Below are 20,180 nucleotides of genomic sequence, written 5' to 3' on the forward strand. Positions count from 1 at the left end.
CGGCAAGTGGGTAAATTTAAAAACCTACCGTAACAACTAAATAATTTAAACATTTAGTATGTTCCATCCCTTTGCTTGAAGTCTTCTCTCTTTGCTTTTTTATGTACAGTTAAACACAACACATTGAACTCTAAAGCCATGACTAACACAAGAAATGGATTAACCGAAAATCCAATTAATACCACTCCTGATAATAGTACCACTACAGCCAATATGAATCATACAACTGCATCAAGTGAATATACCCCCAATAATGATGACGATAACATCAATTCCCCTATTTCCCCTTCTCCAAACCCTTCCCCTTCTGACGATGATATTGATGAAAACTTCATTGCTAATTTCGACCCCAATGCACCCCTAACACTTGAAACTCAATATCAACTCGCTCAAGATGAGGAAAGACCACTGCCCCCGCCTGTTTCCGAAAGAGGCGTTCCTAGAGCAGTGACAATGCTGCTGTTGACTGGTGGAATACTATTGCTAGGACTGCTAATTTGGCAATTTATCAAGCCTAAATCACCTCGCGAACCTATCGCACAATCAACACCAAAAGAAAGCTCTTCTCCCACCATTAAAGATGAAAAACCGGAGTTGCTGGCTAAATTAGCTTACCAAGACCAACAAAAACTGTTAGCCGAAAAACCGCAAAAAACCGCAAAACCCAAAACAGAACCGTCGCCCAAACCGTCAAGAACCCCACGAACTCCGCGAACTCCGCGTCTAGTCGCTACCCGGAGCGCTGCACCGCCACCTACTCCTCTACGCGAACCCCTACCCGCACCCAGAACAGTAGTGCGGACGGTAACAGTACCCGCACCCATACCTCAAAGAGTACCCTCAAGAACACCCGCACCGGCCCCCATACTCAAACCGTTAGTACCCCCACCTTTAATTCCAACTCCAACATCCGAAAAAATCGACCCGTTTGAGCGGTGGAACCAACTCGCTCAACTCGGACAAATTAGGGGAAATTTTGACCCTAACCGAATAGCGAATGCCGTGAGTGCAACACCAAGCACTCCAGCGACAACAAGTGCTACCGCCGCCGCTCTGACAAAGCCAGCTCCCACAACTGAATTCCTAACAGTCAATATCGGCAACCAAAAGTCGCAACCCTCATACGTTTCTTTCGAGCAAATCCCACAAGAATTTTATAACCGCCCAAATAACGTCACCGGGGAAAGGCTACACCCGGAGTTTCCTGCAGGAGAGGACAGCCTCGAAACCACCGACAACTCCCAAAACTCAACTAACCAATTAACTCCGGCTGCCCTTTCTCCCCAAACAAATTCCGATTTTACCGATAACCCAATCGAGACTGCGACTCGACTGAGCGAGTCCCAAACATCCTTGCCCGATACAGAATTTCAAACCCTTTCCCCTGAAGCTGCTCCAGAGGCTTCTACCTTAACAAACTCCCCAACCCTAGAACAAGTAAACTCCCCAGGGGCAAAAGGCATTCTCAACCGCACGCCCCAAAGTTCCTCAACCTCCCAAACAGCGATTGTTCCCCTTGGAACCACAGCCAACGGCATAGTTTCGGTTCCCCTGTTGTGGGATGAAGGCTCAGGCAAACAGCTTTACGACAAATTTGCCGTCACTCTCACAGCCGACTTCACGGCAACTGACGGCTCTATTGCTTTTCCTGCCGGCACAGTTGTCATTGCCAAAGCCAACACCGTCAGCAAAACCAATCGCATGGTACAAGCTAGTGCTGTAGCGCTCGTCTACTCAGATAGAAACGGTCAGATTAAACAGCAGCCCATTCCAGAAGGCGCAATTTTGATTGCAGGAGAGGGCGGGCGGCCGTTGATTGCTTCAGGCTACTTCGACCCAGGTTCAGATATTGCCGGACAGGATATCCTCACCGCAGTGCTGTCGGGAGTTGGACGAGTCGGTCAAGTGTTCGCAGAGCCTAAAGTCAGAAGCTCTAGCAGTATTAGCGGTAGGTTTGGGAGCAGTACAACCACCGTTGAAAGTCGAGACCCGCAAATTTGGTCAGCCGTCCTCGACGGCTTCTTCAGCCCCCTAGCAAAACGGATGGAAAGCCGCTCAGATAGAGCAACTGAAGAACTTTTAAACCGCCCCAATGTAGCTGTGGTTAATAAAGGAACCCCGGTTTCTATTACTGTTAACAGCTTTCTCAACATTTACCGATAACCGAGCCGTCGCGAGCGGGGGAGTGGGGAGTGGGGAGTAGGGAGTGGGTGGTTTTACTCAGCCCGCTGGCTGAGTGTAATCAATGCACGATATCAAATCCGTTACCATCGGAATTCTAAAGTTGAGGTCAATGATTCTCCATCATTCCCAACTCCCCATTCCCATCATTCCGGTGCAACCAAAATTGAATAGCTTTCTCAATATCTGCCGATAACAATTATGAATGCTACAATGCTTTTCCCAAGAATTAAAACTCTCAGTTTGTCAATCCTTGCAGCAGCGCTCGCTGCTGCGAGCTACCCGAACTGTGCTTTTTCTCAATCAAGAGTAACAGGCTATCAAACTGTGGGTCGAGACATTGCCGTCAATAGTGCGATCGATATTTTAGTCTATCCCGGTCGCGCGAGTGCGATCGACTTCAGCTCAACCGATGAAGCTGTCGCCTACGTTTTAATTGCCGACCCCTCAAAAATAGTTTTCAGCACCGATGCACAGTTGGCAAGCGGCCAAGCCAAAACTGTTTTCTTGCGTCCCATTCAAGCGCTCAATTTTCCGGGAGCTACCACAGCTACCATCACTAACCTTTCAATCAAAACTGTAGATTCAAAAGGGAAACAGCGACTTTACAACTTCAACATCGTTCCTACCAACAAAGAACCAGAACACTTAGGAATTCGCATCGCTCCCGTCACCCCAAGAATGTCGCCGACTGTGAACGTTGATAGAGGTCGCGCACCCTCTGCATCAGATGTTGAAAAAGGATTGCTGATTGCCATTCAAAAAGGCTACACAGCAGCCAACGACCCAGTAGTCTACAGCGTGCGACAATTTTTAGCTCTGGTAAGAAATCAGAATCTATCGGCGGCCGATGCTGCTGCACGAGCCGGAGTAGACTTGTCTGTGATTGTCGAGCTGAGCCGCATTGCACGAGAAGAATTCAACTACCCTGGAACAAGATTTCAACAGCGACAACCGCCAACAGCCCGAACTACTCGGCTTCTTAAAAGTCGCTCTGCTTTTTGATTGGAGCCGGAGCTGCGGGAATAGGTAACGGGAATGGGGAGTGGGGGAGCGGGGGAGTGGGGAGAAAGGGAGAGGGGGAGAGGGGGAGAAGTTTGAAAACTTGCAACAACCCGATAAAAACTAGAGGGCTTCAACATCTAACATATACTCACCCAATTGAATAGAAATGAGGGATTATGTAACTGCCCTCTACCTGAAAATTCAAACAGCTTGCTGTTTACTGCATACCTCTAATCTCCCACTCTCTCAGTCTCTCCCTCTCCCCCTCTCCCTCTCTCCCGCTCTCCCTCTCTCCCCCACTCCCCTCTCCCCCTCTCCCTCTCTCCCGCTCTCCCTCTCTCCCCCACTCCCCACTCCCCACTCCCTTTTTTCAACCAATGTTCCGCCCAAAAAGCTCAATTCAAAAAAAGTCTGCCCTCCCGCTGCGCGTTGTGCTTACAGTCCCCAACGCTCTCCTAATTTCAACCTTACTAGCTCTAACGGGATGGCTTTCTTTTCAAACAGGGCGGCAAACAATGAATGACTTAGTTGCACAGCTATTGGGAGAAGCAACGAGCCGCATCTGGGACCGCCTTGACAGCTACTTAGGGCTTGCTGAATCAGTGAGAAAAGTAAACAGTGTATGGGTTTTCCGAACAAAAAAGTAGTAAGGGTCGCCGTGAAAAACAGGTATAATCAGTCAAAACCCGTGCATCACCACCTGCGATCGTGTATAGAAAAGCTGAGCTTGCCCCAAGCTCCCCATCCGACTTTGAACTCCCCTTTGAAGGAAGATTGTCAGAAGATAACCGTTGGGTAAAAATGACCCAACTAATTCCTTGGTTAGAATTTGAATCAGAATATGCTGCAAATTTTCCGACCGAAATGGGAGCACCCGCTTGCATCATTTAGGATGGCATTAGGGGCATTAATTATCAAAGAAAAGCTGGGAATCAGCGACATAGAAACAGTAGAACAGATCCGAGAAAACCCATACCTGCAATACTTTATAGGTCAATCAACATACAGTAATGAACCCCCATTTGATCCATCATTATTAGTCCACTTTCGGCAGCGAATCAGTGCAAACTTAATCAAGAAAGTGAACGAACGGATGGTGGAAAAAATGCGCGAAACCACCCCAAAACCGCCCGAAAAAAAAAGGATTCGGACGCAAAAAATGAATTAACCAATCAAGGAAAATTAGTCATAGATGCGACCTGTGCTCCAGCAGATATTAGCTATCCCACCGACTTAGGGCTATTAAACCGAGCCAGAGTTCATACCGAAAAAATCATCGATATTCTCTATAAATCCCTCAAAGTAAAAATCAATAAAAAACCCAGAACCTACCGGAAAATAGCCAGGAAAGACTACTTAGCAGTAGCAAAACAACGACGACCTAAACGAAACAAAAAAATCCAAGCCCTTAAAAAACAACTGCAATATATCAAAAGAAACCTCGCTAATATTGAACAGCTAATCGAATCAGGTGCCACCCTACAAAGTTTGACCAAAAAGCAATATAAAACCTTGCTAGTTCTCACAGAAGTCTATCGCCAACAACTCTGGTTATTGGAAAATAAAAAACAGAGTATATCGGACAGTTGGGGTAAGTTTAAGCCAACCGCACATCCGTCCCATTGTTAGAGGAAAAGCAGGAAAACCCGTAGAGTTTGGAGCTAAACTGTCAGCGAGTTGCAGTGAAGGATATGTATTTTTAGACCGGATAAGTTGGGATAACTTTAACGAATCAGGAGACTTAAAAGCACTCATTTGAAGCATTTAAAATTTACACAGGATGCTATCCAGAATCAGTCCATGCCGATCGCATTTATCGAACCAGGGAAAATCGAGCCTGGTGTAAAGAAAGAGGAATTAGAATTAGTGGCCCCCCTTTAGGAAGGCCACCAGCAATTGTTAGTAAGGAAACCAAGAAACAAGCCTGGGAAGATGAAAGAATTCGTAACTCTATTGAGGGCAAATTTGGACAAGGTAAAAGAAGATTTAGCTTGAATCGAGTGATGGCAAAGCTTGATAATACTTCGGAAACAGCTATTGCTATTACTTTTTTAGTGATGAACCTTGCTACCTGGTTAAGACGGGTTTTTTGTGTGTTTTTATGTCAAAAACCAAAAATCACACCTATTTATGGTTCAATGATTATTAAAAGCTATAACTGGGCAAGTTATAGTCAACAAAAAGTTATGTTTTGCCGAGCTTGAATTGCCCATTAATTGCGATCGCGATTTTTCCTAACTTATTCAGTAAGCCCTACTTAAAAGAAGAAGTTGGGGTTGGGAAAGGAGAAGGGACTTATAAGAAAATGCAAACTGGTTCGGTGAACCAACTTCCCCCAAGTCAAACAGCCGGAGTCACAATCAAACCAAATGGGAAAACAAATGGGTCAGACTCTCCAAAAACAATATTGCCTCAACAAAAAACAAATCCTGCTTTTTCTACCCCAACCTCAAAATTCAACTTGCACGATTTCCACATCAGCCCTAACTGTCAAGCCTTTATCTTAGACCGTTCGGGACATTTAGTTGCTCGGAACGAGGTAACTGAACCAAAACCGTCTATTTCTGCTGACGGACTGCAGCGAAGAAGCGCCCGAGCTCTGCAACAACAAGTAATCCAGCTTTCCACAGAGTATTTGCTTAAACATTATGGCAGCCTCGCTGCTATTAACAGCAGCCAAAATCTTAACTTTACCGCCAGCAACTCTAGATACTTACTGCAAGTCAGACCTTTTGAAAACTCTTCAAGCTTAAACTGGCTGATTGTAGCAGTTGTCCCTGAAACCGATTTTACGGACAAAGTTCAGGCTAACACCCGCAACACTATTTTGCTCGTGCTGCTGGCTTTGGTTCTTTCTATCTGCCTTTTGCTGTCCATTTCTCTAAGAATAGAACAGCGGCTGCTGCGGTTAATTTCGGCAACAGAGGCGATAGCTGGTGGCGACTTCGACTCAACAGTTTTAGGTAGCGGTGTTGCCGAACTCGAAGCCCTAGCCTGTGCTTTCGAGCGCATGAATTGCCAGTTAAAAGCATCTCGCCAGCGGTTAGAAGAATATTCTGGCGATTTAAAGCAGCAAGTTGCACAGAAAACAAAGGAACTAAAACAAGCTAAAATTGCAGCCGAAAGTGCCAATCGCGCTAAAAGTACCTTTCTGGCGAACATGAGCCACGAATTGAGAACGCCTCTCAATGCTATTATCGGCTTTGCCCACCTTCTTGTCCGCTCCAAACAAACTGCCCCGGAACAGCAGCCGAGTTTAAATATTATCAATCGCAACGGCGAGCATTTGTTGAAACTAATCAACGATATTTTGTCGCTGTCCAAAATTGAAGCAGGTCAAATCACCCTCGAAGAAACTGCTGTTGACTTGTACAGTTTGCTCGATGACTTAAAACTTTTATTTCAGCTCAAAACTCAGTCGTCGGGCTTGCAACTTGTTTTTGAACGCAGTTCTGATGTGCCGCAATACATCCGAACTGATGAAAGCAAGCTGCGCCAAGTTTTGATTAATCTGTTGGGCAATGCTGTTAAATTTACTGAGACGGGTAGGGTGAAGCTGACTGTAAAATGCCTTCAGCCGCTGGCAAAAAAACCGTTACCCAAATTCTTTCTCCAGTTCTCAGTGAAGGATACAGGTCCTGGTATTGCCCCTGAAGAGATTAGCCGTTTGTTCAAGCCGTTCGTGCAAACTGAAACTGGCAGGAAATCACAAACGGGAACGGGCTTGGGATTGCCCATCAGCCGCTCTTTCGTCAAGCTGATGGGTGGCGATATTAAGGTCAAAAGTTCTGTGGGGAAAGGAACGGTTTTCAGTTTTTACATTAAAGTGAGTCGTGCAACACAGAGCGAAGTCCGTGACATCCAGCCTCAAAAACAAGTGAATGGACTGGCACCCAACCAACAAAATTATCGCATTCTGGTAGCGGACGATGAGTCGGCAAATCGGTTGCTGCTAACTCAGATATTGAAGTCGGCTGGCTTTCTTGTGTGGTTCGCGGATAACGGAATTGAAGCTGTTAAATTGTGGCAAAAGTACAAGCCGCATTTAATTTGGATGGATTTGAGGATGCCTGTTCTAGACGGCTTTCAAGCTGCTCAAAAAATTCGAGCACGGCCGAACGGTTCTAACACTAAGATTATTGCTTTGAGCGCTAATGCTTTTGTTAAAACCCAGGAACTCGCCATGTCGAACGGCTTCGATGACTTTGTTGCCAAACCGTTCCGAGAAACAGTAATTTTTGAGAAGATGGCGCTTCATTTGGGTGTTCGCTATATCTATGAAGAGGAGTCGCCGAGGAAGTCCGAACAGGATGAGCCTGCCCAGCAACTGACTCCTGAGTCGCTGTCTGTGTTGCCGAGGGAGTCGATTGAGAAGCTTTATAAAGCAGCCGCTTGTGGAGACGAGCAAGCGGTAAGGCTGTTGATTGAGCGAATTCCCCTGTCGCAGAAGTCTCTTGCTGCGGCTTTGACTAAATTAGTTGACAATATGAGCTTAGATATTATCAGCGATTTGACTCAGAATTGCATTTCGGCCGATTGTACTATCGCAAAATCCCAAGACTGCGATCAAAGTTAACTCGGTTTTTAGATTCGTACCTCATATATCAATATATGAAGTTCAACCTTAGTCTATCGCCACATCCCAAGACTATTCTCAAAGTTAACTCGGTTTTGAGAATCGTACCTCAGATATCGATATATGACGTTCACCGAGTGCATTTCGGTAGATTAGGCGAGCTCACCATCCCAAGATTGCGATCAAAGTTAACTCTGTGTTTACAACCCGTACCTCCGATATCGATATATGACGTTCGGCAGATTGTACGATCACCAAATCCCAAGACTGCGATCAAAATCAACTCTGCGGTGAGAGTCTGTACCTCAGATATCGATATATGACGTTCGGCAGATTGTACGATCACCAAATCCCAAGACTGCGATCAAAGTTAACTCGGTTTTTAGAGTTCGTACCTCAGATATTGATATGTGACGTTCGGTAGATCGCAAAGCATTAGGACGATTTTGTTCAGAGCAGCACGATTTGACAGAGCAATGCCGAGCAGAGGTACAGCCGATAATCTGCTAACAACTCACGCTCACTTGATTGTTTACTCCATGCTATCGGCTGTACCTGTCTGTACGTAACGACAGATGCGGGTTCGATCCGCAGTAGCAAGTCAGCGGATTTGGTCTGGGTGGAATGTGGCAGCGGGTCGAGCAGATTAGCGCTCAGCTAAAGCCGCAGGAGCCTCACGCTGTACCCTCTTAGGGTCAGCGTTGAGAGGAATGCGGGTCAAAGAGGGGGGTTCAACACCCCCTTCTTTGACAATTTCTTTTGTAATGTTCGTAGGAATTCTCTAAACACATCGCTTTGGGTTCGAGATGTTAACTCGCAATACTTGACCAGAACCTCTTTTTCTTCTGAAGTAAGCCTAAACGTTGTTGTTTCTGTTTGTTTCACGATTGTATTTACATTAAATATGCAGTACAATTGTCTCATGAAACTAGCCTACCAGTTCAAACTACTGCCAACGTCCGACCAAAGACGCCGTATGAGCAAATGGCTCGATATGCTACGGCATCAATACAATTTTTTGTTGGCAGACAGATTTGATTGGTTTGAAATGAACAGGTGTTCAGTTAATGCCTGTCCACTGGTATGCAGTATTGCATCCCCAAGGGAACATCCTGAGTATTACGGACAGAAACGCTCACTTGTGTCTCTCAAGACAGAAAGAGAATGGTACAAAGATATCCATGCCGATGTCTTGCAGGACATGGTGAAGCGAGTAGACCTGGCATTTGCTCGTTTTATCAAAGGTGATATCAATGGTAAGCGGAGCGGGAAGCCTCGATTTAAAGGCAAAAACCGCTATCGCACTTTCGCTTATCAGCGAGTGAAGTCTGACTGCATCCAAGGGAATCGAATTGAACTTCCCAAGCTAGGAAAAATCAAATTCATTCAACATCGCCCTATTCCTGACAGTTTTGTCATTAAGAGAGCATTGGTTACTCTCAAAGCAGATGGTTGGTATGCGACACTGACTCTAGAAGATGCATCAGTCCCTGACACTCCTACTATTGGCATTGAACCGACTGAAACTAACAGTATTGGCGTTGACGCGGGATTGGAATATTTTGCCGTCTGCTCAGACGGCACGATGGTAGAACCTCCTAAATTTTATCGGCAAGCCGAAGAGAAATTAGCCAAACTGCAAACCAAAAGAGAGCTAAGAAAAAAAGGTTCTACTGCACGTCGCAAACTTGGGTCACGCATTGCAAAGTTACATCAACAGGTAGCTAGACAACGCAAACAATGGCATTTTGAGCTTGCAGGTGAGTTGGTCAACAAGGCTGAGGTTATCTTTGTAGAAGACCTTAAAGTTTCCAATATGGCAAAACGCAACAAACCCAAGCAAGATGAATCGGGTAAGTTTTTGCCTAATGGTCAATCCGCAAAGTCCGGGTTGAACAAGAGTTTTGCTGATGCGGGGATAGCTGGGTTCTTGAACGAAATCCTTCCGTACAAGGCTGAAAGAGCTGGGCGGTTGGTCGTGAAAGTTAATCCTGCTGGAACATCTCAACATTGTGCAATGTGCCTCAACAGAGTTTCAAAGGAGTTAAGTGATAGGTGGCATGAATGCTCTTGTGGTACATCCATGCCTCGTGACCTGAACTCTGGAATTCTAATAAAGAAAGTGGGGTTGGGCGTTCGCCTCACTATAAAACGCGAATCCGGGAATTCTCGGAGGAGAAGCCCACACTCTAGTCTTTGATTGAGTGTGGGAGTACGTCACTTGGAGATTCAGAGCGAACTGGGAGGGGGAACAAAGGTTATTATTGTTGTATCTGTTAGGATTATCCCAATTTAGTAAAAACAGGAGTGCGAGCCGGAGTTCTCTTTCGCGAGATAGAAATGCAAGCGAGCAGGATGCTTGCACTCCTAAAAAACGCTCTTAGGTTAAAACACTGACTGAGAAAATTCAGGTAAATGGCAATGTGTTTATCTAAATCTAAGTATAAAGTTAGAACGACGGAGTGAAAGGTGGAACTATGTCTTATAGCGAATTTTCCCTAGATGATATTAAAAATAAACTCGGATTGACAATTCGAGAAGTCTCTGAAGTTATTACGGCTGTAGAACCGATCGCACCCAGTCAGCTTTTAAAGGAAACCTTAGCCGAAAATATTCCCTTAGCCTTGGGAATTGACACGGAAAAAGCGCGATCGGAGATGATAGTCGCTCCGGTATTGATTGAACTCCGCAGGCGGTGCGATCGTCAAATCAGCCTCTTTTCCGGTACGGAATTTAATATTGATCGAGTCAAAGGACTGAATGGCATTTGTGACTTTATGATTAGTCATTCACCAGAACAATTATCTTTAAATGCTCCCGTGTTTACACTTGTCGAAGCCAAGAATGACAATATCAAATCGGGAATTGCCCAGTGCATTGCAGAAATGTTGGCAGCCCAGATTTTTAATATTCAAAAAGATAACAGCATTTCCTGTGTTTATGGTGCAGTGACAACAGGCAGTATCTGGAGGTTCATGAAACTAGAAGATAGGACGGTTTATATTGAAACAACAGAGCATTTTATTGAAAACATTCAACTAATTCTAGGTATTTTAATGCAAATTGTTCAGTTGACTCGCCCAACCCTTCCGTCCCTTTGAAGTTCCCTAGTACATTGTACGCTCGCACCGTCCCAAGACTGCGATCGAAGTTAACTCGGCGGTTAGATCCATACCTCAGATATCGATATATGATGTTCCGTGTTTCAGTCTAGCGATCGAACTTAAATTCTTTTCAACTGTCTTCTCTTGTACTAAACTTGACGAGATTCTGCTCGACCGACTAAATATTAACTTGCTGTTTCAACGTGGGGCCCAACGGTGGTTTACCGCGATGCTCTCATATATCGATATCTGATGCCGACTCTCGATATATGATACTTAAATCATCTACTTAATTCAAAACCATGCAAATTCGACTAGCAGTCATCAGCAATGCTGGCGGCACTGGCAAAACCACACTTTCAGTTCACCTCGCCTACGAACTGGGGTTAAGGGGTTTGAAAGTAGCCATTATGGATCTCGACCCTCAAGGCTCCCTGACCCTTTTTTGCGGCCTAAATCCGCCTGAGCCAGAACACACACTGTCCGCCATAATGCGAGAAAGCTTCAATGGTTCTTGGCCTCTTACTCCTAGCTGGAGTTCCCACACCAATAATGTAACCGTTTGTCAAGGCGGAATGACGCTGACGCAAACAGCAGACGAGTTAGTTCTGCACAAGCGTGGCGCTTATCTTCTAGGCGATTGCCTGAGCGACTATCCAATGGATCACGACCTAATTATCTTCGACTGCCCCGCTACCCTCGGCCCCTTGCCCTTGATGGCACTAACTGCTTGCACTCATATAATAGTGCCCGTACAGCTCGAACCAAAATCAATTCAAGGAGCAGCTCACCTGCTGGAGTGGTACTACCACCATTGCAAACAATTACGCCTCAAGCCGCAACCAGAAATCTTAGGGTTTGTACCCAACCAATACGATACGAAACGAGCCGTCCACCGACAACTTTTAGAGTCCTTGCCAGCCCAGCTAGAGCAGATGAATATCCGCGTTTTTCCACCTATTCGGGACAGTGCAGAATTTGTCAATGCCAGCGGTCAAGGGTTGCCATTACACCTTTATCGCCCGCTTCACCCAGCTTTAGGCGACTTCAAAGAAATTGTTAAACAGTTAGCTACTTTAATGGGAAATGGAGTTGCTCCGGCTATTGCCAAAAAAGGAAAAAAAAAGAAATAGTGTTTGATTCACAGTCACAACTTGCGCCGGCGAAAACGAATCCTTCGTTTTTGGCTTATAGCCATGAACTGACTTCTTCCAATCCCCAATTTAAAATCTAAAATCGCTATGGCCACCCGTAAAGCTCCCGACTTGGGAAATTATTTTTCATCCGCCAAGCAGTCAATGCACCTCTCTGAAGCTGAATCCGAGATTCAGGAACTCAAAGCAGAAATTGAAGAACTGCGAAAATCAGGATCGACCGAATTGGAAAATCCGCTGGCCGCCCTGCGAGAACAATTAGAGTCCGCAAGCGGTATCCTCTCCATTTCGCTAGATCGAATTGTGCCCAATCCAGAGCAACCCAGACAGACATTTTTGCCGGAAAGTATCGAGTCAATGTCCCGTTCCCTCGCTAGTGACGGACAACTGCAACCCATTATCTTGATTCAACGGGGGGATTTGGTGATATTCGATGGAGAGCGGCGCTGGCGCAGCGCTAAAAAGCTGGGCTGGCAAACTTTACAAGCTGTGATTATTCCAGAACCCGCCTCTTTGCACCGCAAAGCACTGCTGACTTCCCTGCACCGGGAAGACCTCAACCCTCTCGACAAAGCGGAAGCTATCGTGCGGGAGTTGTCTGAAAATACTGGTTTGGAAGCTGCAACTATCCCCCGCATTCTCTCGACAGTGGTGCGACGCTTGAACGCGCAAAAACGGATGAACTTGGTTTCCGAGTTGGTGACGGTGGCACCTGACGAGCAGCAACAGGGTTTGGCCGCTGTGGGTTTGGATGAACAAGAGTTGGCCGTTTTGCGGACACTGTTGGATTTGCAGCTCAATCCCGCTTCTATCGATGCCAACATTTTCCCGATGCTGTCTTTGGCTGATGACCTTAAGACTGCTATCAGGCAATTAGGACTTAAAGGGGTTCATGCAATGGCTCTTTCTAAACTCTCTGCTAAAAATTTAGTCTTGCCAGAGGAAGAAGCGCAGCCGATTAGAGTTCAAGCAACCGATCGAGTTATTGCCGAGAAATTGTCGGTGACTCAAACTCGTAAATTGGTGCAAGAAATTATCAATTCTAATCTGGATGATTTCCCAGGGGCAGCCCGCCAATTCAAGCAGGTTAAGTTGGCAGCCGGGAATTTGAAAAAGCTCTCACCTCAAGTGTTGGAGCAAGCTGAGGTTGACCAACTTGTGGAGTTGCAGGAGGTTTTGCGCCAAAAGCTGGCGGAAATTGAGGCGGTTTTAAAGCAAAATACTGAGAAATAACGGCAAAGTTTCGATCGGTCTGCTTGCTAAAATCGATCGAGTGGAAACACTCGCCGTTTTCATCGCTCCGTATGCCTCTAATCTTGGCAAACCAGGGTACGAAAAAACCGCTGAGATACGAGCGGGAAGGGGGTTGGTTGATGATTTCTGCGGCGTGGGCTTCGTCGTCGGGGATGGGGCCGATCAGGTCGAGTTGTAAGGCGTCGATTAGGTCTTGGCGGACTTGGGCGGGGGTTGTTGGGGTTGCATTGATATTCATTATATGCCTTTACCCTGGGGGGGTGACAAAGATAGCTAGGAACTAGACCGGATGAGAGTTGCGGCCCTCATCCCCCGTTGATAAAAACAGCGTTTCTGAGGGGTTAATGCCATTAACTCTTGAACTTCTGCAACGTATTTGTCCAGATATATAACCCATTGTTGGCTATCTAGACCACTGCCCCATGTACTCCGGCGAGGATACTTTCTTTTTGACTCTTTAGGGCGAACAATATACTCTTTAGCTGGTTTCTTTTTGAGAGTTGTACCTTGTATGACAGCACTACTATAGGCGATCGCTATCAACAGAATCAGCGCTATAAGGCGTTTGCCTTTTAAACCAGTTCCCTCTAAATCATAGCCTCCAATGAGTGAAATCTCGGAACATTTCTTCAATGCCCATCCGCTTTTTATATTCTGCGATCGCGTCGGACAGATTGCCCAGATTTGTCAGGATAAACCAACCTTCCTTAACTGACACCCCCCGATATTTCCTTTTCCATTTACCAGCCACATCAAACCCTGCTATTGGTTGAGTTTTTCGGACTTTGACACTTGGAAAATAGAGAGAAATTCCGGGAACTAATCCTACTTCTTTTAAGGATTGCCATTTTTGAGGCTCTGTTTCGATACAATGAGAGCATTTAAGCCTCAAACAAAAATGCAAGTTCTCTGTCCTGAGCCAGTTAGCCAGATCGACTGAGCAAAATTCAGGCATCTCCTAGAACCACTACTTGATAATTTTTTAAGAGTGGCAAAACTTGGGCAATCGCGTCCATTTGCTCTGTCACGTTACTACTTCCTAATTTGGGCAACAAAGTCCAAAATAAGGGAATGGCTCTTTGCTCCCACACCAGGCTTACCATCAGTATGTTGATAACACCCCATTGAGTGCGATCGATCGCAATTGTTAACCTTTGCCCTGCTTGACAATAGGTAGTTAACCAATAAGTAATCAGAGGATACCAAAGAAGGTTGAGTGTTAATTGGGGTAGCTCCAAAAATCTTTGTAATTTCCTACGCCGACTTTCGATCGTAATCGGGTGTGGAAACATTCGGGCTAACCGTTCCAACTTAACTTGCCTTTCTGATTGCAGGACATGGAGCAAGAGACCTAATATTAAAAACTGAGTCCGAGTTAACTGTTGCTGGAGATGCGTCTGATAAAATTGAGGGAGCATATTTTTTGATAGGTCATGGGTAACTTTCGTCTGACCTATCTTTTTTTATCACAAGTTGGTCAACGCCTCACCTGCTCTGAGTTCTGACGGGGTTGTCACCCCGTCAGGCCTTTACCTTTAATTAGATTGTTTAATAATTAGTCCAAACTTTAATGCCTAAATGATTCCTTACTTGTATCAAAGGAATCTTTTTTTTTGAGTCATAGCTTGCACAGATGTATGAAGGTTTCCTAATTGAATCTTTGTTTTTTTGCCAATAAAACGCTGACCTGTAGTAATCACTGTATAAGGTTTGACTGTCAGCACTTGAGTGCTGGTGTTATACGAATTCGGCTTCATCAATTCTTCATAAGTAGTGACAAGATTAACTGTTCGCAGGTATCCAGGGTCTTCCAACGACAGTTTTTCTCCTTCTTTTTTGATATTTTTATAAGCTTTTTCTAAGTTAGAAAATAAAATTAGAGCTATCCCCATAGATTGTGGATTCACTCTACCAGGAATCGCTACCCATTCGAGACTTCCCAGAATTTCCCCTTGATCCTCTTTTAGGTGAGTAAATATCCAAGGCATATCTACCAAATTAATTGTTTCGCTTTGGGTAATCACTCCAATTTCATTAATTACGATAGGATTATAGCTTTTATTTATAACTTTAAGCAAAAAATAATTTATTAAAGGCTGTTGTATTGCTGGCAAGCTATCACGCTCACGTTCAACTGTAACTATTATTTTGATTCTATCTTTATTCAAGTCATAAATAAATCTAATTACAGTAATTAATATAAGTAAAGTAGTAGTAAACGCAGTATATTCTTGAAATTGAATCGGTGTTAAAGATGATAGCCACGATTTTAAAATATCAAACATTATGTAATTCCTCTGCGCTCAATGCTTCGGCAAGAGCTAGATTGGTAAAGTCATATAGCTAGGGCTAGCTAGTAGGGTGCGTCAGTTGTAAATCCTTGGCTAACAGCGATAATTTTCTCCCTGATGCACACTACTTGTATTGTGCTTAGCACGACCGGCATTGTTTTATGCGGCAACAAGGACTTGATCGGGTGACAGAAAAGCTAAGATGATATCGTTTTGAGGAATGCCTTCCTCAATTAAATCTTGGGTAATGCCGCATTCCATACCGTCATATTCAATGTAGATTTTACCAGCTTCCAACGTGATATAAATGAGGTTTCCTCTGATTCGCCGCCCCCGATCCCAACCAACTTGCATCAAGGCGTAGCGATCGTGAGTTTCGTCAAACACGGGATCAAGTCGGATCTCTCCGTGAGAAGGCTTTAATTGGGCATATTTCCCGATTACCTGTTTGACAATTTCTCGGTATGTGGTTGCATTATCCGTTAAGTTATCCATTGTTGAACCTCTATTTTTTCTAAATCGATTACTACCAAATTTAAGGGTATTTCTGTAATGGCGAGTTCGCCAATAGGTTCGCTGAAAATGCCGTTATAGGCCAGAGTGGGAACGGCTAAATAAATTATCCGTTCTGGGTCAACTTGGCCTAGCAATAACCGATAGAGTATATATTGACCAAGAGCTTGTTCCAGATCGGCAATAGGTGACACTCCTCGAAATTCTTTAATTTCAATGGCGATGCGGGTATTTTCTCGCTTTGCGCCAATAAAACGCCCTTCTATTTTGTTGTTGACTTCGGACGCTGCCGCTGCCAAGTCTACAAAGAGAAATCGCTCTCCGTAAGAAATTACATAGGGGTCGTTAGTGATTTCCCAACCATCTTTTATCAGCGCTTCTTTAACGATATTATGGATTGTATCTCTTGCCGGCATTCTTTCCTCAAATTGTCTCGGTTCGCTTTTGCTGAGTAGATGTAATTATTCGTAAATTTTGTTTGGCGAATATGCCATTTTTTATTAACGACTTGACAAAGCAGGAGATAATGTGTTACGGCAAGCGCCCCAAGCTGAACAAAACTCCTATTTGTGTGATAATTGCAATTTTATCATAGATGAGATTTGCATAAGTAGTTAGACAGAATTAATTACACAAATACATAGTAGAATGATATTCCAGGCAAAATTATGAGTTAATTAGAATTTCATATGTTTATCAGGGAAATAAATCCTCTTTCGTCTAAATTGCTCGACTCGAATTTATCGCCAAAGCCGACATCATCAGGTACGTCAGAGAGCACATTGCCTCATATTAGCTTCGCAAGGAGTAAAAAAAGGAGAGTTAATGAATATTTTTAAAATAAGTTATAAGACCCTCTATAACTGGTTCAATCGGTGGGAATTAGAGGGAATGATAGGACTTTATAATAAACCAGGAAGAGGTGAATCGCCACTATTTAACTCTTCGCAGAAAGCCCAAATTAAAGAAGGGGCTAAACAAGAGCCAAGGCAATTAAAAAATGTTAGCCAAAAAGTTCAAGAGACCTGGGGCATAACTCCCAGTACAAAAACAATTCAAAGAATACTAAAAACTCTAAACATGAGTTGGCAACTCCTTCGTAAAGGAGTTGCCGGAACGCCTCCATCCCAGGAATATCAAGAGAAAAAGGCGCAATTAGAAGAATTAAAGCAATTGGATGATCAGGGAAAAATTGATTTATATTACTTGGATGAAACGGGATGTTGTTTGATTCCTTGTGTCCCCTATGGCTGGCAGGATATCGGAGAATATTTAACAATTCCTAGTCGTAGTCAGCGAATGAATGTACTAGGAATCATGAATCGAAATAACCATCTTGAAACTTATATTTCATCTCAAAGTATTAATTGCGATGTGGTTATTGCCTGTATTGATGCTTTTTTCCCCACAGTAGATAAGCCAACGGTGATTGTCACAGATCAAGCTTCTATTCATACCAGTGATGCTATTGTTGACAAAATAGAAGAGTGGAAACAACGTAATATTACTCTTTTTGAGTTGCCTTCTTACTCACCTGAATTAAATTTAATTGAAATTTTATGGCTGTTTATTAAGTATGAATGGATTGAAATATCTGCTTACAAGAGTTGGGGAACTTTTGTTACATCTGTGGAAAAAATCCTGAAAGAATTTGGAGAAAACTATGTAATTAATTTTCTCTAGCTACTTAGTGGATATTTTTAATCGAATTCCTAACACTCGTATCTCACCGATTGCAGCCGAGTTTGCCCAAAAAATTCTTGAATTCAATCAACACAGACTGCTTAACTTGAGGAAAACGCTACCGTGAAAACACACTCAACGCTTTTTTTGGCTTGGCAAGATCCAAACAGCCGTTCCTGGTTTCCCATTGGCAGGCTAACATTTGACGGAACCAACTACCAATTTACCTACACGCAAGGCGTTTTAGAAGCTCAACAGAAGTGCGGTTTTGAACCCTTGCCCTCGTTTCCGCGCTTAGGTAAAGTATATACATCAACCTACTTATTTTCCGTATTTGCTAATCGGTTGATGCCGACAAATCGCCCCGATTACTCAAGTTTTATTCACTGGCTAAATCTGACTCAAAATGAAAGCGATCCAATTGCCATGTTAGCTCGCAGCGGTGGGCGGCGAGAAACAGATACTCTAACTGTTTTTCTCATTCCTGAACCAGATTCAGAAGGGCGGTATCGCCTCCACTTTTTCTCGCATGGGTTGCGCTACTTGCCACAATGTGCGATTGAGCGAATTAACTGTTTAGAACCTGGAGAAAAGTTGTGGTTGGCTCACGAATTTCAAAATCATTATGATTCTAAAGCATTGACTTTAAATACAGAAGACCACTACATTGTCGGGTATTGTCCGCGATATTTGAAGAGTGAGATTTTTGAACTTCTCTTGAGGAATCCTAGTTTTGTAGAAGTGCGTGTAGAGCGAGTAAATCAACCGCCAACACCGTTTCAGTTTCGCCTGCTGTGTAATATAACTACTCAATGCTATAATGACTTCCGCCCATTTTCAAGTCATGAATATCAGCCGCTCAGCAGCTCTTAGGTACTGGAAAACCCTTGCAACTTCGAGTTAGACTCCTCTTGGCAAAGTTGAGCCAAACATTCATCACTGCAAGTCGCTCAGGAGCCTTTTCGCAATCCGGCTTGCTTGATCGGCGCTTTCTTCCCCAATCCGGTCTCACCGGAGTGCTACTGAAGTGGGGACTTATAGCAATTTAGTATCAATTGCTACATTCTGCACCAAATATCCGAGAGAGCCCAACTGCTAAAAGCCGATCAACTGCTTGCGAGCGATCGCCCTCAATATCTCAAAGCGGTTCTATACTGGGCTTTTTTCTTGTTGGTGCAAAGATTCGGCTTCTTCACGAAGTTGGGCAAGCGCTTCTTCGGATAAGTTTTCAAGCATTGAATTTAGCTGCTTTTTATTACCATTTTCGGGGCTGCTGGTGGCGAGAGATTGTGTCGGCATCAAGCGAGGATTCGCGCTGTAAAAAATTTTCAAAGAGCTGAAAAAATGTATCAAGCGCTTGGGATTCATCTTCTGAATACAAAAGGATAATTCGCGCCCAAGACTGGGTAGATGGCTGGTTAAATTGTTTTTCAATCCACTCTTTAAATTCTGCAAATTATTGTTCCTGTTCAGTAACAGGAATTCCGAGTTGGCGACAGGCTAAAGTGTAACCATCTAAAAAAGCTTGCAGACTAAAGATAGAACGCTTGCCGAGATAAAGGGCGGTTCTAGTTTTGATTTTATCTAAAAGCTGATCAAAATTGTTTTCTGCTGTAATTGGGGGTGTAGCTTGAGGATTTTTCCAGGCATATTCTTTGAGGGATGGCAGGGTGGATTAATTGTCGAAAAAATAAACTAAGCTGATTGGGCTATTTGTTGATGCTACGTGAAGGATTTAACTGGTTGATATCGGTTAGAAAAACCGAAAAGCAACTCACTGATATTTTCAAGTTGGTTAGCCATCAATCTTAAAGCTTGAGGAAGAGTATTCGTACCACTCATCCGAGCTCTCTTATACTAAAAGTGGAATAATAGTGAGGAAGGCGTTAAGAGATATGGAATATTGAGCGAATTTACAGCACTCTTTGACTTGATGGCTTCTGAGTGATGGCAACAAAAGCGAGCGCCGCAAGAGTGAGAAATGAGCTATGACAAAACCCAAGAGGTATCCCGACAATTGGCACTCTTATTGCGCTCTCCGTGAAAGAAAGTGCGCTCTGGCGCTGTACTAAATGCAACCAACAATGCCTCCGACCCGGTAAGAAAAGTGGCTTAACCAAGTCCGAACGATGTTCCCTAACTTTGACAGTGCACCACCGCAACCGGATACCGGAGGACAACCGTCCAGAAAACTTAATAGCCCTTTGTACTGCGTGTCACCTTTCTTATCACAATCGCGGGCAATCCAACGTCTCGCCTGGACAATTATCGCTGTTCCCCGATGATGACATTGATTGGAATATAATGGATGGTTCTCTGGAATCGGCACGGGGCGATTTATCAGATCGCAATCCGCCTCCATTAGTTTGACAAGCTCGAAGGCGGTCATGCAATCGAGCGAGTATAATAAACTTAACAG

16 protein-coding genes and 1 pseudogene are annotated in these 20,180 nt (G+C 44.2%); 11 read left to right on the forward strand and 6 right to left on the reverse strand.

Features of this window, described 5'->3' with window-relative positions; genetic code table 11:
• Positions 1–138 precede the first annotated feature (138 nt).
• The 8 genes and pseudogenes from OSC7112_RS32240 to OSC7112_RS32280 all read left to right on the forward strand — a co-directional run bounded on the left by OSC7112_RS32240 (position 139) and on the right by OSC7112_RS32280 (position 13,253).
• Positions 139–2,163 (forward strand): hypothetical protein, encoded by a 2,025-nt coding sequence (locus OSC7112_RS32240; protein ID WP_015179636.1) that lies wholly within the window; start codon positions 139–141, stop codon positions 2,161–2,163.
• A 219-nt stretch (positions 2,164–2,382) separates the two neighbouring features.
• Positions 2,383–3,186 (forward strand): hypothetical protein, encoded by an 804-nt coding sequence (locus OSC7112_RS32245; protein WP_015179637.1) that lies wholly within the window; start codon positions 2,383–2,385, stop codon positions 3,184–3,186.
• Between the two features lie 708 nt (positions 3,187–3,894).
• Positions 3,895–5,390, forward strand: a pseudogene (locus OSC7112_RS36585) (IS5 family transposase).
• On the forward strand, positions 5,387–7,762 hold the full coding sequence (locus tag OSC7112_RS32260; protein ID WP_051041633.1) for an ATP-binding protein: 2,376 nt from the start codon (positions 5,387–5,389) through the stop codon (positions 7,760–7,762). Before OSC7112_RS36585 ends, OSC7112_RS32260 begins: the two are co-directional and overlap by 4 nt.
• A gap of 922 nt (positions 7,763–8,684) precedes the next feature.
• The gene (locus OSC7112_RS32265) at positions 8,685–9,962 is read left to right on the forward strand and encodes an RNA-guided endonuclease InsQ/TnpB family protein (RefSeq protein ID WP_015179638.1); all 1,278 of its coding nucleotides are present in this window, start codon (positions 8,685–8,687) and stop codon (positions 9,960–9,962) included.
• A gap of 277 nt (positions 9,963–10,239) precedes the next feature.
• Positions 10,240–10,863, forward strand: coding sequence for a hypothetical protein (locus OSC7112_RS32270; RefSeq protein WP_015179639.1), 624 nt, complete (start codon positions 10,240–10,242; stop codon positions 10,861–10,863).
• Between the two features lie 305 nt (positions 10,864–11,168).
• Positions 11,169–11,999: a ParA family protein gene (locus OSC7112_RS32275; protein ID WP_015179640.1), complete on the forward strand. Its 831-nt coding sequence runs from the start codon at positions 11,169–11,171 to the stop codon at positions 11,997–11,999.
• Positions 12,000–12,107: 108 nt separating this feature from the next.
• Positions 12,108–13,253 (forward strand): ParB/RepB/Spo0J family partition protein, encoded by a 1,146-nt coding sequence (locus OSC7112_RS32280; RefSeq protein ID WP_015179641.1) that lies wholly within the window; start codon positions 12,108–12,110, stop codon positions 13,251–13,253.
• A gap of 613 nt (positions 13,254–13,866) precedes the next feature.
• Here OSC7112_RS32280 and OSC7112_RS38940 read toward each other — a convergent pair.
• The 5 genes from OSC7112_RS38940 to OSC7112_RS32300 form a co-directional block, all read right to left on the reverse strand.
• Positions 13,867–14,229, reverse strand: coding sequence for a hypothetical protein (locus tag OSC7112_RS38940; protein WP_150111743.1), 363 nt, complete (start codon positions 14,227–14,229; stop codon positions 13,867–13,869).
• Positions 14,222–14,692, reverse strand: coding sequence for a hypothetical protein (locus tag OSC7112_RS42610; RefSeq protein ID WP_263053641.1), 471 nt, complete (start codon positions 14,690–14,692; stop codon positions 14,222–14,224). The genes OSC7112_RS38940 and OSC7112_RS42610 overlap by 8 nt, the downstream gene beginning before the upstream one ends.
• 177 nt (positions 14,693–14,869) lie before the next feature.
• Positions 14,870–15,559, reverse strand: a complete 690-nt coding sequence (locus OSC7112_RS32290) for a hypothetical protein (RefSeq protein WP_015179642.1) — start codon at positions 15,557–15,559, stop codon at positions 14,870–14,872.
• Positions 15,560–15,724: 165 nt separating this feature from the next.
• A complete protein-coding gene (locus tag OSC7112_RS32295; RefSeq protein ID WP_015179643.1) occupies positions 15,725–16,060 on the reverse strand; it encodes a XisI protein in 336 nt (111 codons plus the stop codon).
• Positions 16,048–16,494: a XisH family protein gene (locus OSC7112_RS32300; RefSeq protein WP_015179644.1), complete on the reverse strand. Its 447-nt coding sequence runs from the start codon at positions 16,492–16,494 to the stop codon at positions 16,048–16,050. The genes OSC7112_RS32295 and OSC7112_RS32300 overlap by 13 nt, the downstream gene beginning before the upstream one ends.
• Before the next feature lie 292 nt (positions 16,495–16,786).
• Between OSC7112_RS32300 and OSC7112_RS32305 the strand changes: the two genes are divergently transcribed.
• Together OSC7112_RS32305 and OSC7112_RS32310 are read left to right on the forward strand one after the other, a co-directional pair.
• Positions 16,787–17,761 (forward strand): IS630 family transposase, encoded by a 975-nt coding sequence (locus OSC7112_RS32305; RefSeq protein WP_041623867.1) that lies wholly within the window; start codon positions 16,787–16,789, stop codon positions 17,759–17,761.
• Positions 17,762–17,884: 123 nt separating this feature from the next.
• Positions 17,885–18,634 carry an HIRAN domain-containing protein gene (locus tag OSC7112_RS32310; RefSeq protein ID WP_015179645.1) on the forward strand — a complete coding sequence of 250 codons (750 nt, stop codon included), beginning with the start codon at positions 17,885–17,887 and terminating at the stop codon, positions 18,632–18,634.
• 276 nt (positions 18,635–18,910) lie between these two features.
• Here OSC7112_RS32310 and OSC7112_RS40480 read toward each other — a convergent pair whose 3' ends face one another.
• Positions 18,911–19,093 carry a hypothetical protein gene (locus tag OSC7112_RS40480; protein WP_190274474.1) on the reverse strand — a complete coding sequence of 61 codons (183 nt, stop codon included), beginning with the start codon at positions 19,091–19,093 and terminating at the stop codon, positions 18,911–18,913.
• 816 nt (positions 19,094–19,909) lie between these two features.
• On the opposite strand from OSC7112_RS40480, the gene OSC7112_RS42265 reads away from it, so the two are divergent.
• Positions 19,910–20,131, forward strand: a complete 222-nt coding sequence (locus OSC7112_RS42265) for a hypothetical protein (RefSeq protein ID WP_317623969.1) — start codon at positions 19,910–19,912, stop codon at positions 20,129–20,131.
• Positions 20,132–20,180 lie beyond the last annotated feature (49 nt).

Origin of the sequence: Oscillatoria nigro-viridis PCC 7112 (assembly GCF_000317475.1) — a bacterium.
Taxonomy (GTDB): domain Bacteria; phylum Cyanobacteriota; class Cyanobacteriia; order Cyanobacteriales; family Microcoleaceae; genus Microcoleus; species Microcoleus nigroviridis.

Bases quoted from the DNA above. Each gene is read 5' to 3' on its own strand.
- OSC7112_RS32275 (WP_015179640.1), top strand. From the start codon at position 11,169: ATGCAAATTCGACTAGCAGTCATCAGCAATGCTGGCGGCACTGGCAAA.
- OSC7112_RS32245 (WP_015179637.1), top strand. From the start codon at position 2,383: ATGAATGCTACAATGCTTTTCCCAAGAATTAAAACTCTCAGTTTGTCA.
- OSC7112_RS32290 (WP_015179642.1), bottom strand. From the start codon at position 15,559: ATGTTTGATATTTTAAAATCGTGGCTATCATCTTTAACACCGATTCAA.
- OSC7112_RS32265 (WP_015179638.1), top strand. From the start codon at position 8,685: ATGAAACTAGCCTACCAGTTCAAACTACTGCCAACGTCCGACCAAAGA.
- OSC7112_RS32295 (WP_015179643.1), bottom strand. From the start codon at position 16,060: ATGGATAACTTAACGGATAATGCAACCACATACCGAGAAATTGTCAAA.
- OSC7112_RS32300 (WP_015179644.1), bottom strand. From the start codon at position 16,494: ATGCCGGCAAGAGATACAATCCATAATATCGTTAAAGAAGCGCTGATA.
- OSC7112_RS38940 (WP_150111743.1), bottom strand. From the start codon at position 14,229: ATGCCTGAATTTTGCTCAGTCGATCTGGCTAACTGGCTCAGGACAGAG.
- OSC7112_RS32280 (WP_015179641.1), top strand. From the start codon at position 12,108: ATGGCCACCCGTAAAGCTCCCGACTTGGGAAATTATTTTTCATCCGCC.
- OSC7112_RS32270 (WP_015179639.1), top strand. From the start codon at position 10,240: ATGTCTTATAGCGAATTTTCCCTAGATGATATTAAAAATAAACTCGGA.
- OSC7112_RS42610 (WP_263053641.1), bottom strand. From the start codon at position 14,692: ATGCTCCCTCAATTTTATCAGACGCATCTCCAGCAACAGTTAACTCGG.
- OSC7112_RS32240 (WP_015179636.1), top strand. From the start codon at position 139: ATGACTAACACAAGAAATGGATTAACCGAAAATCCAATTAATACCACT.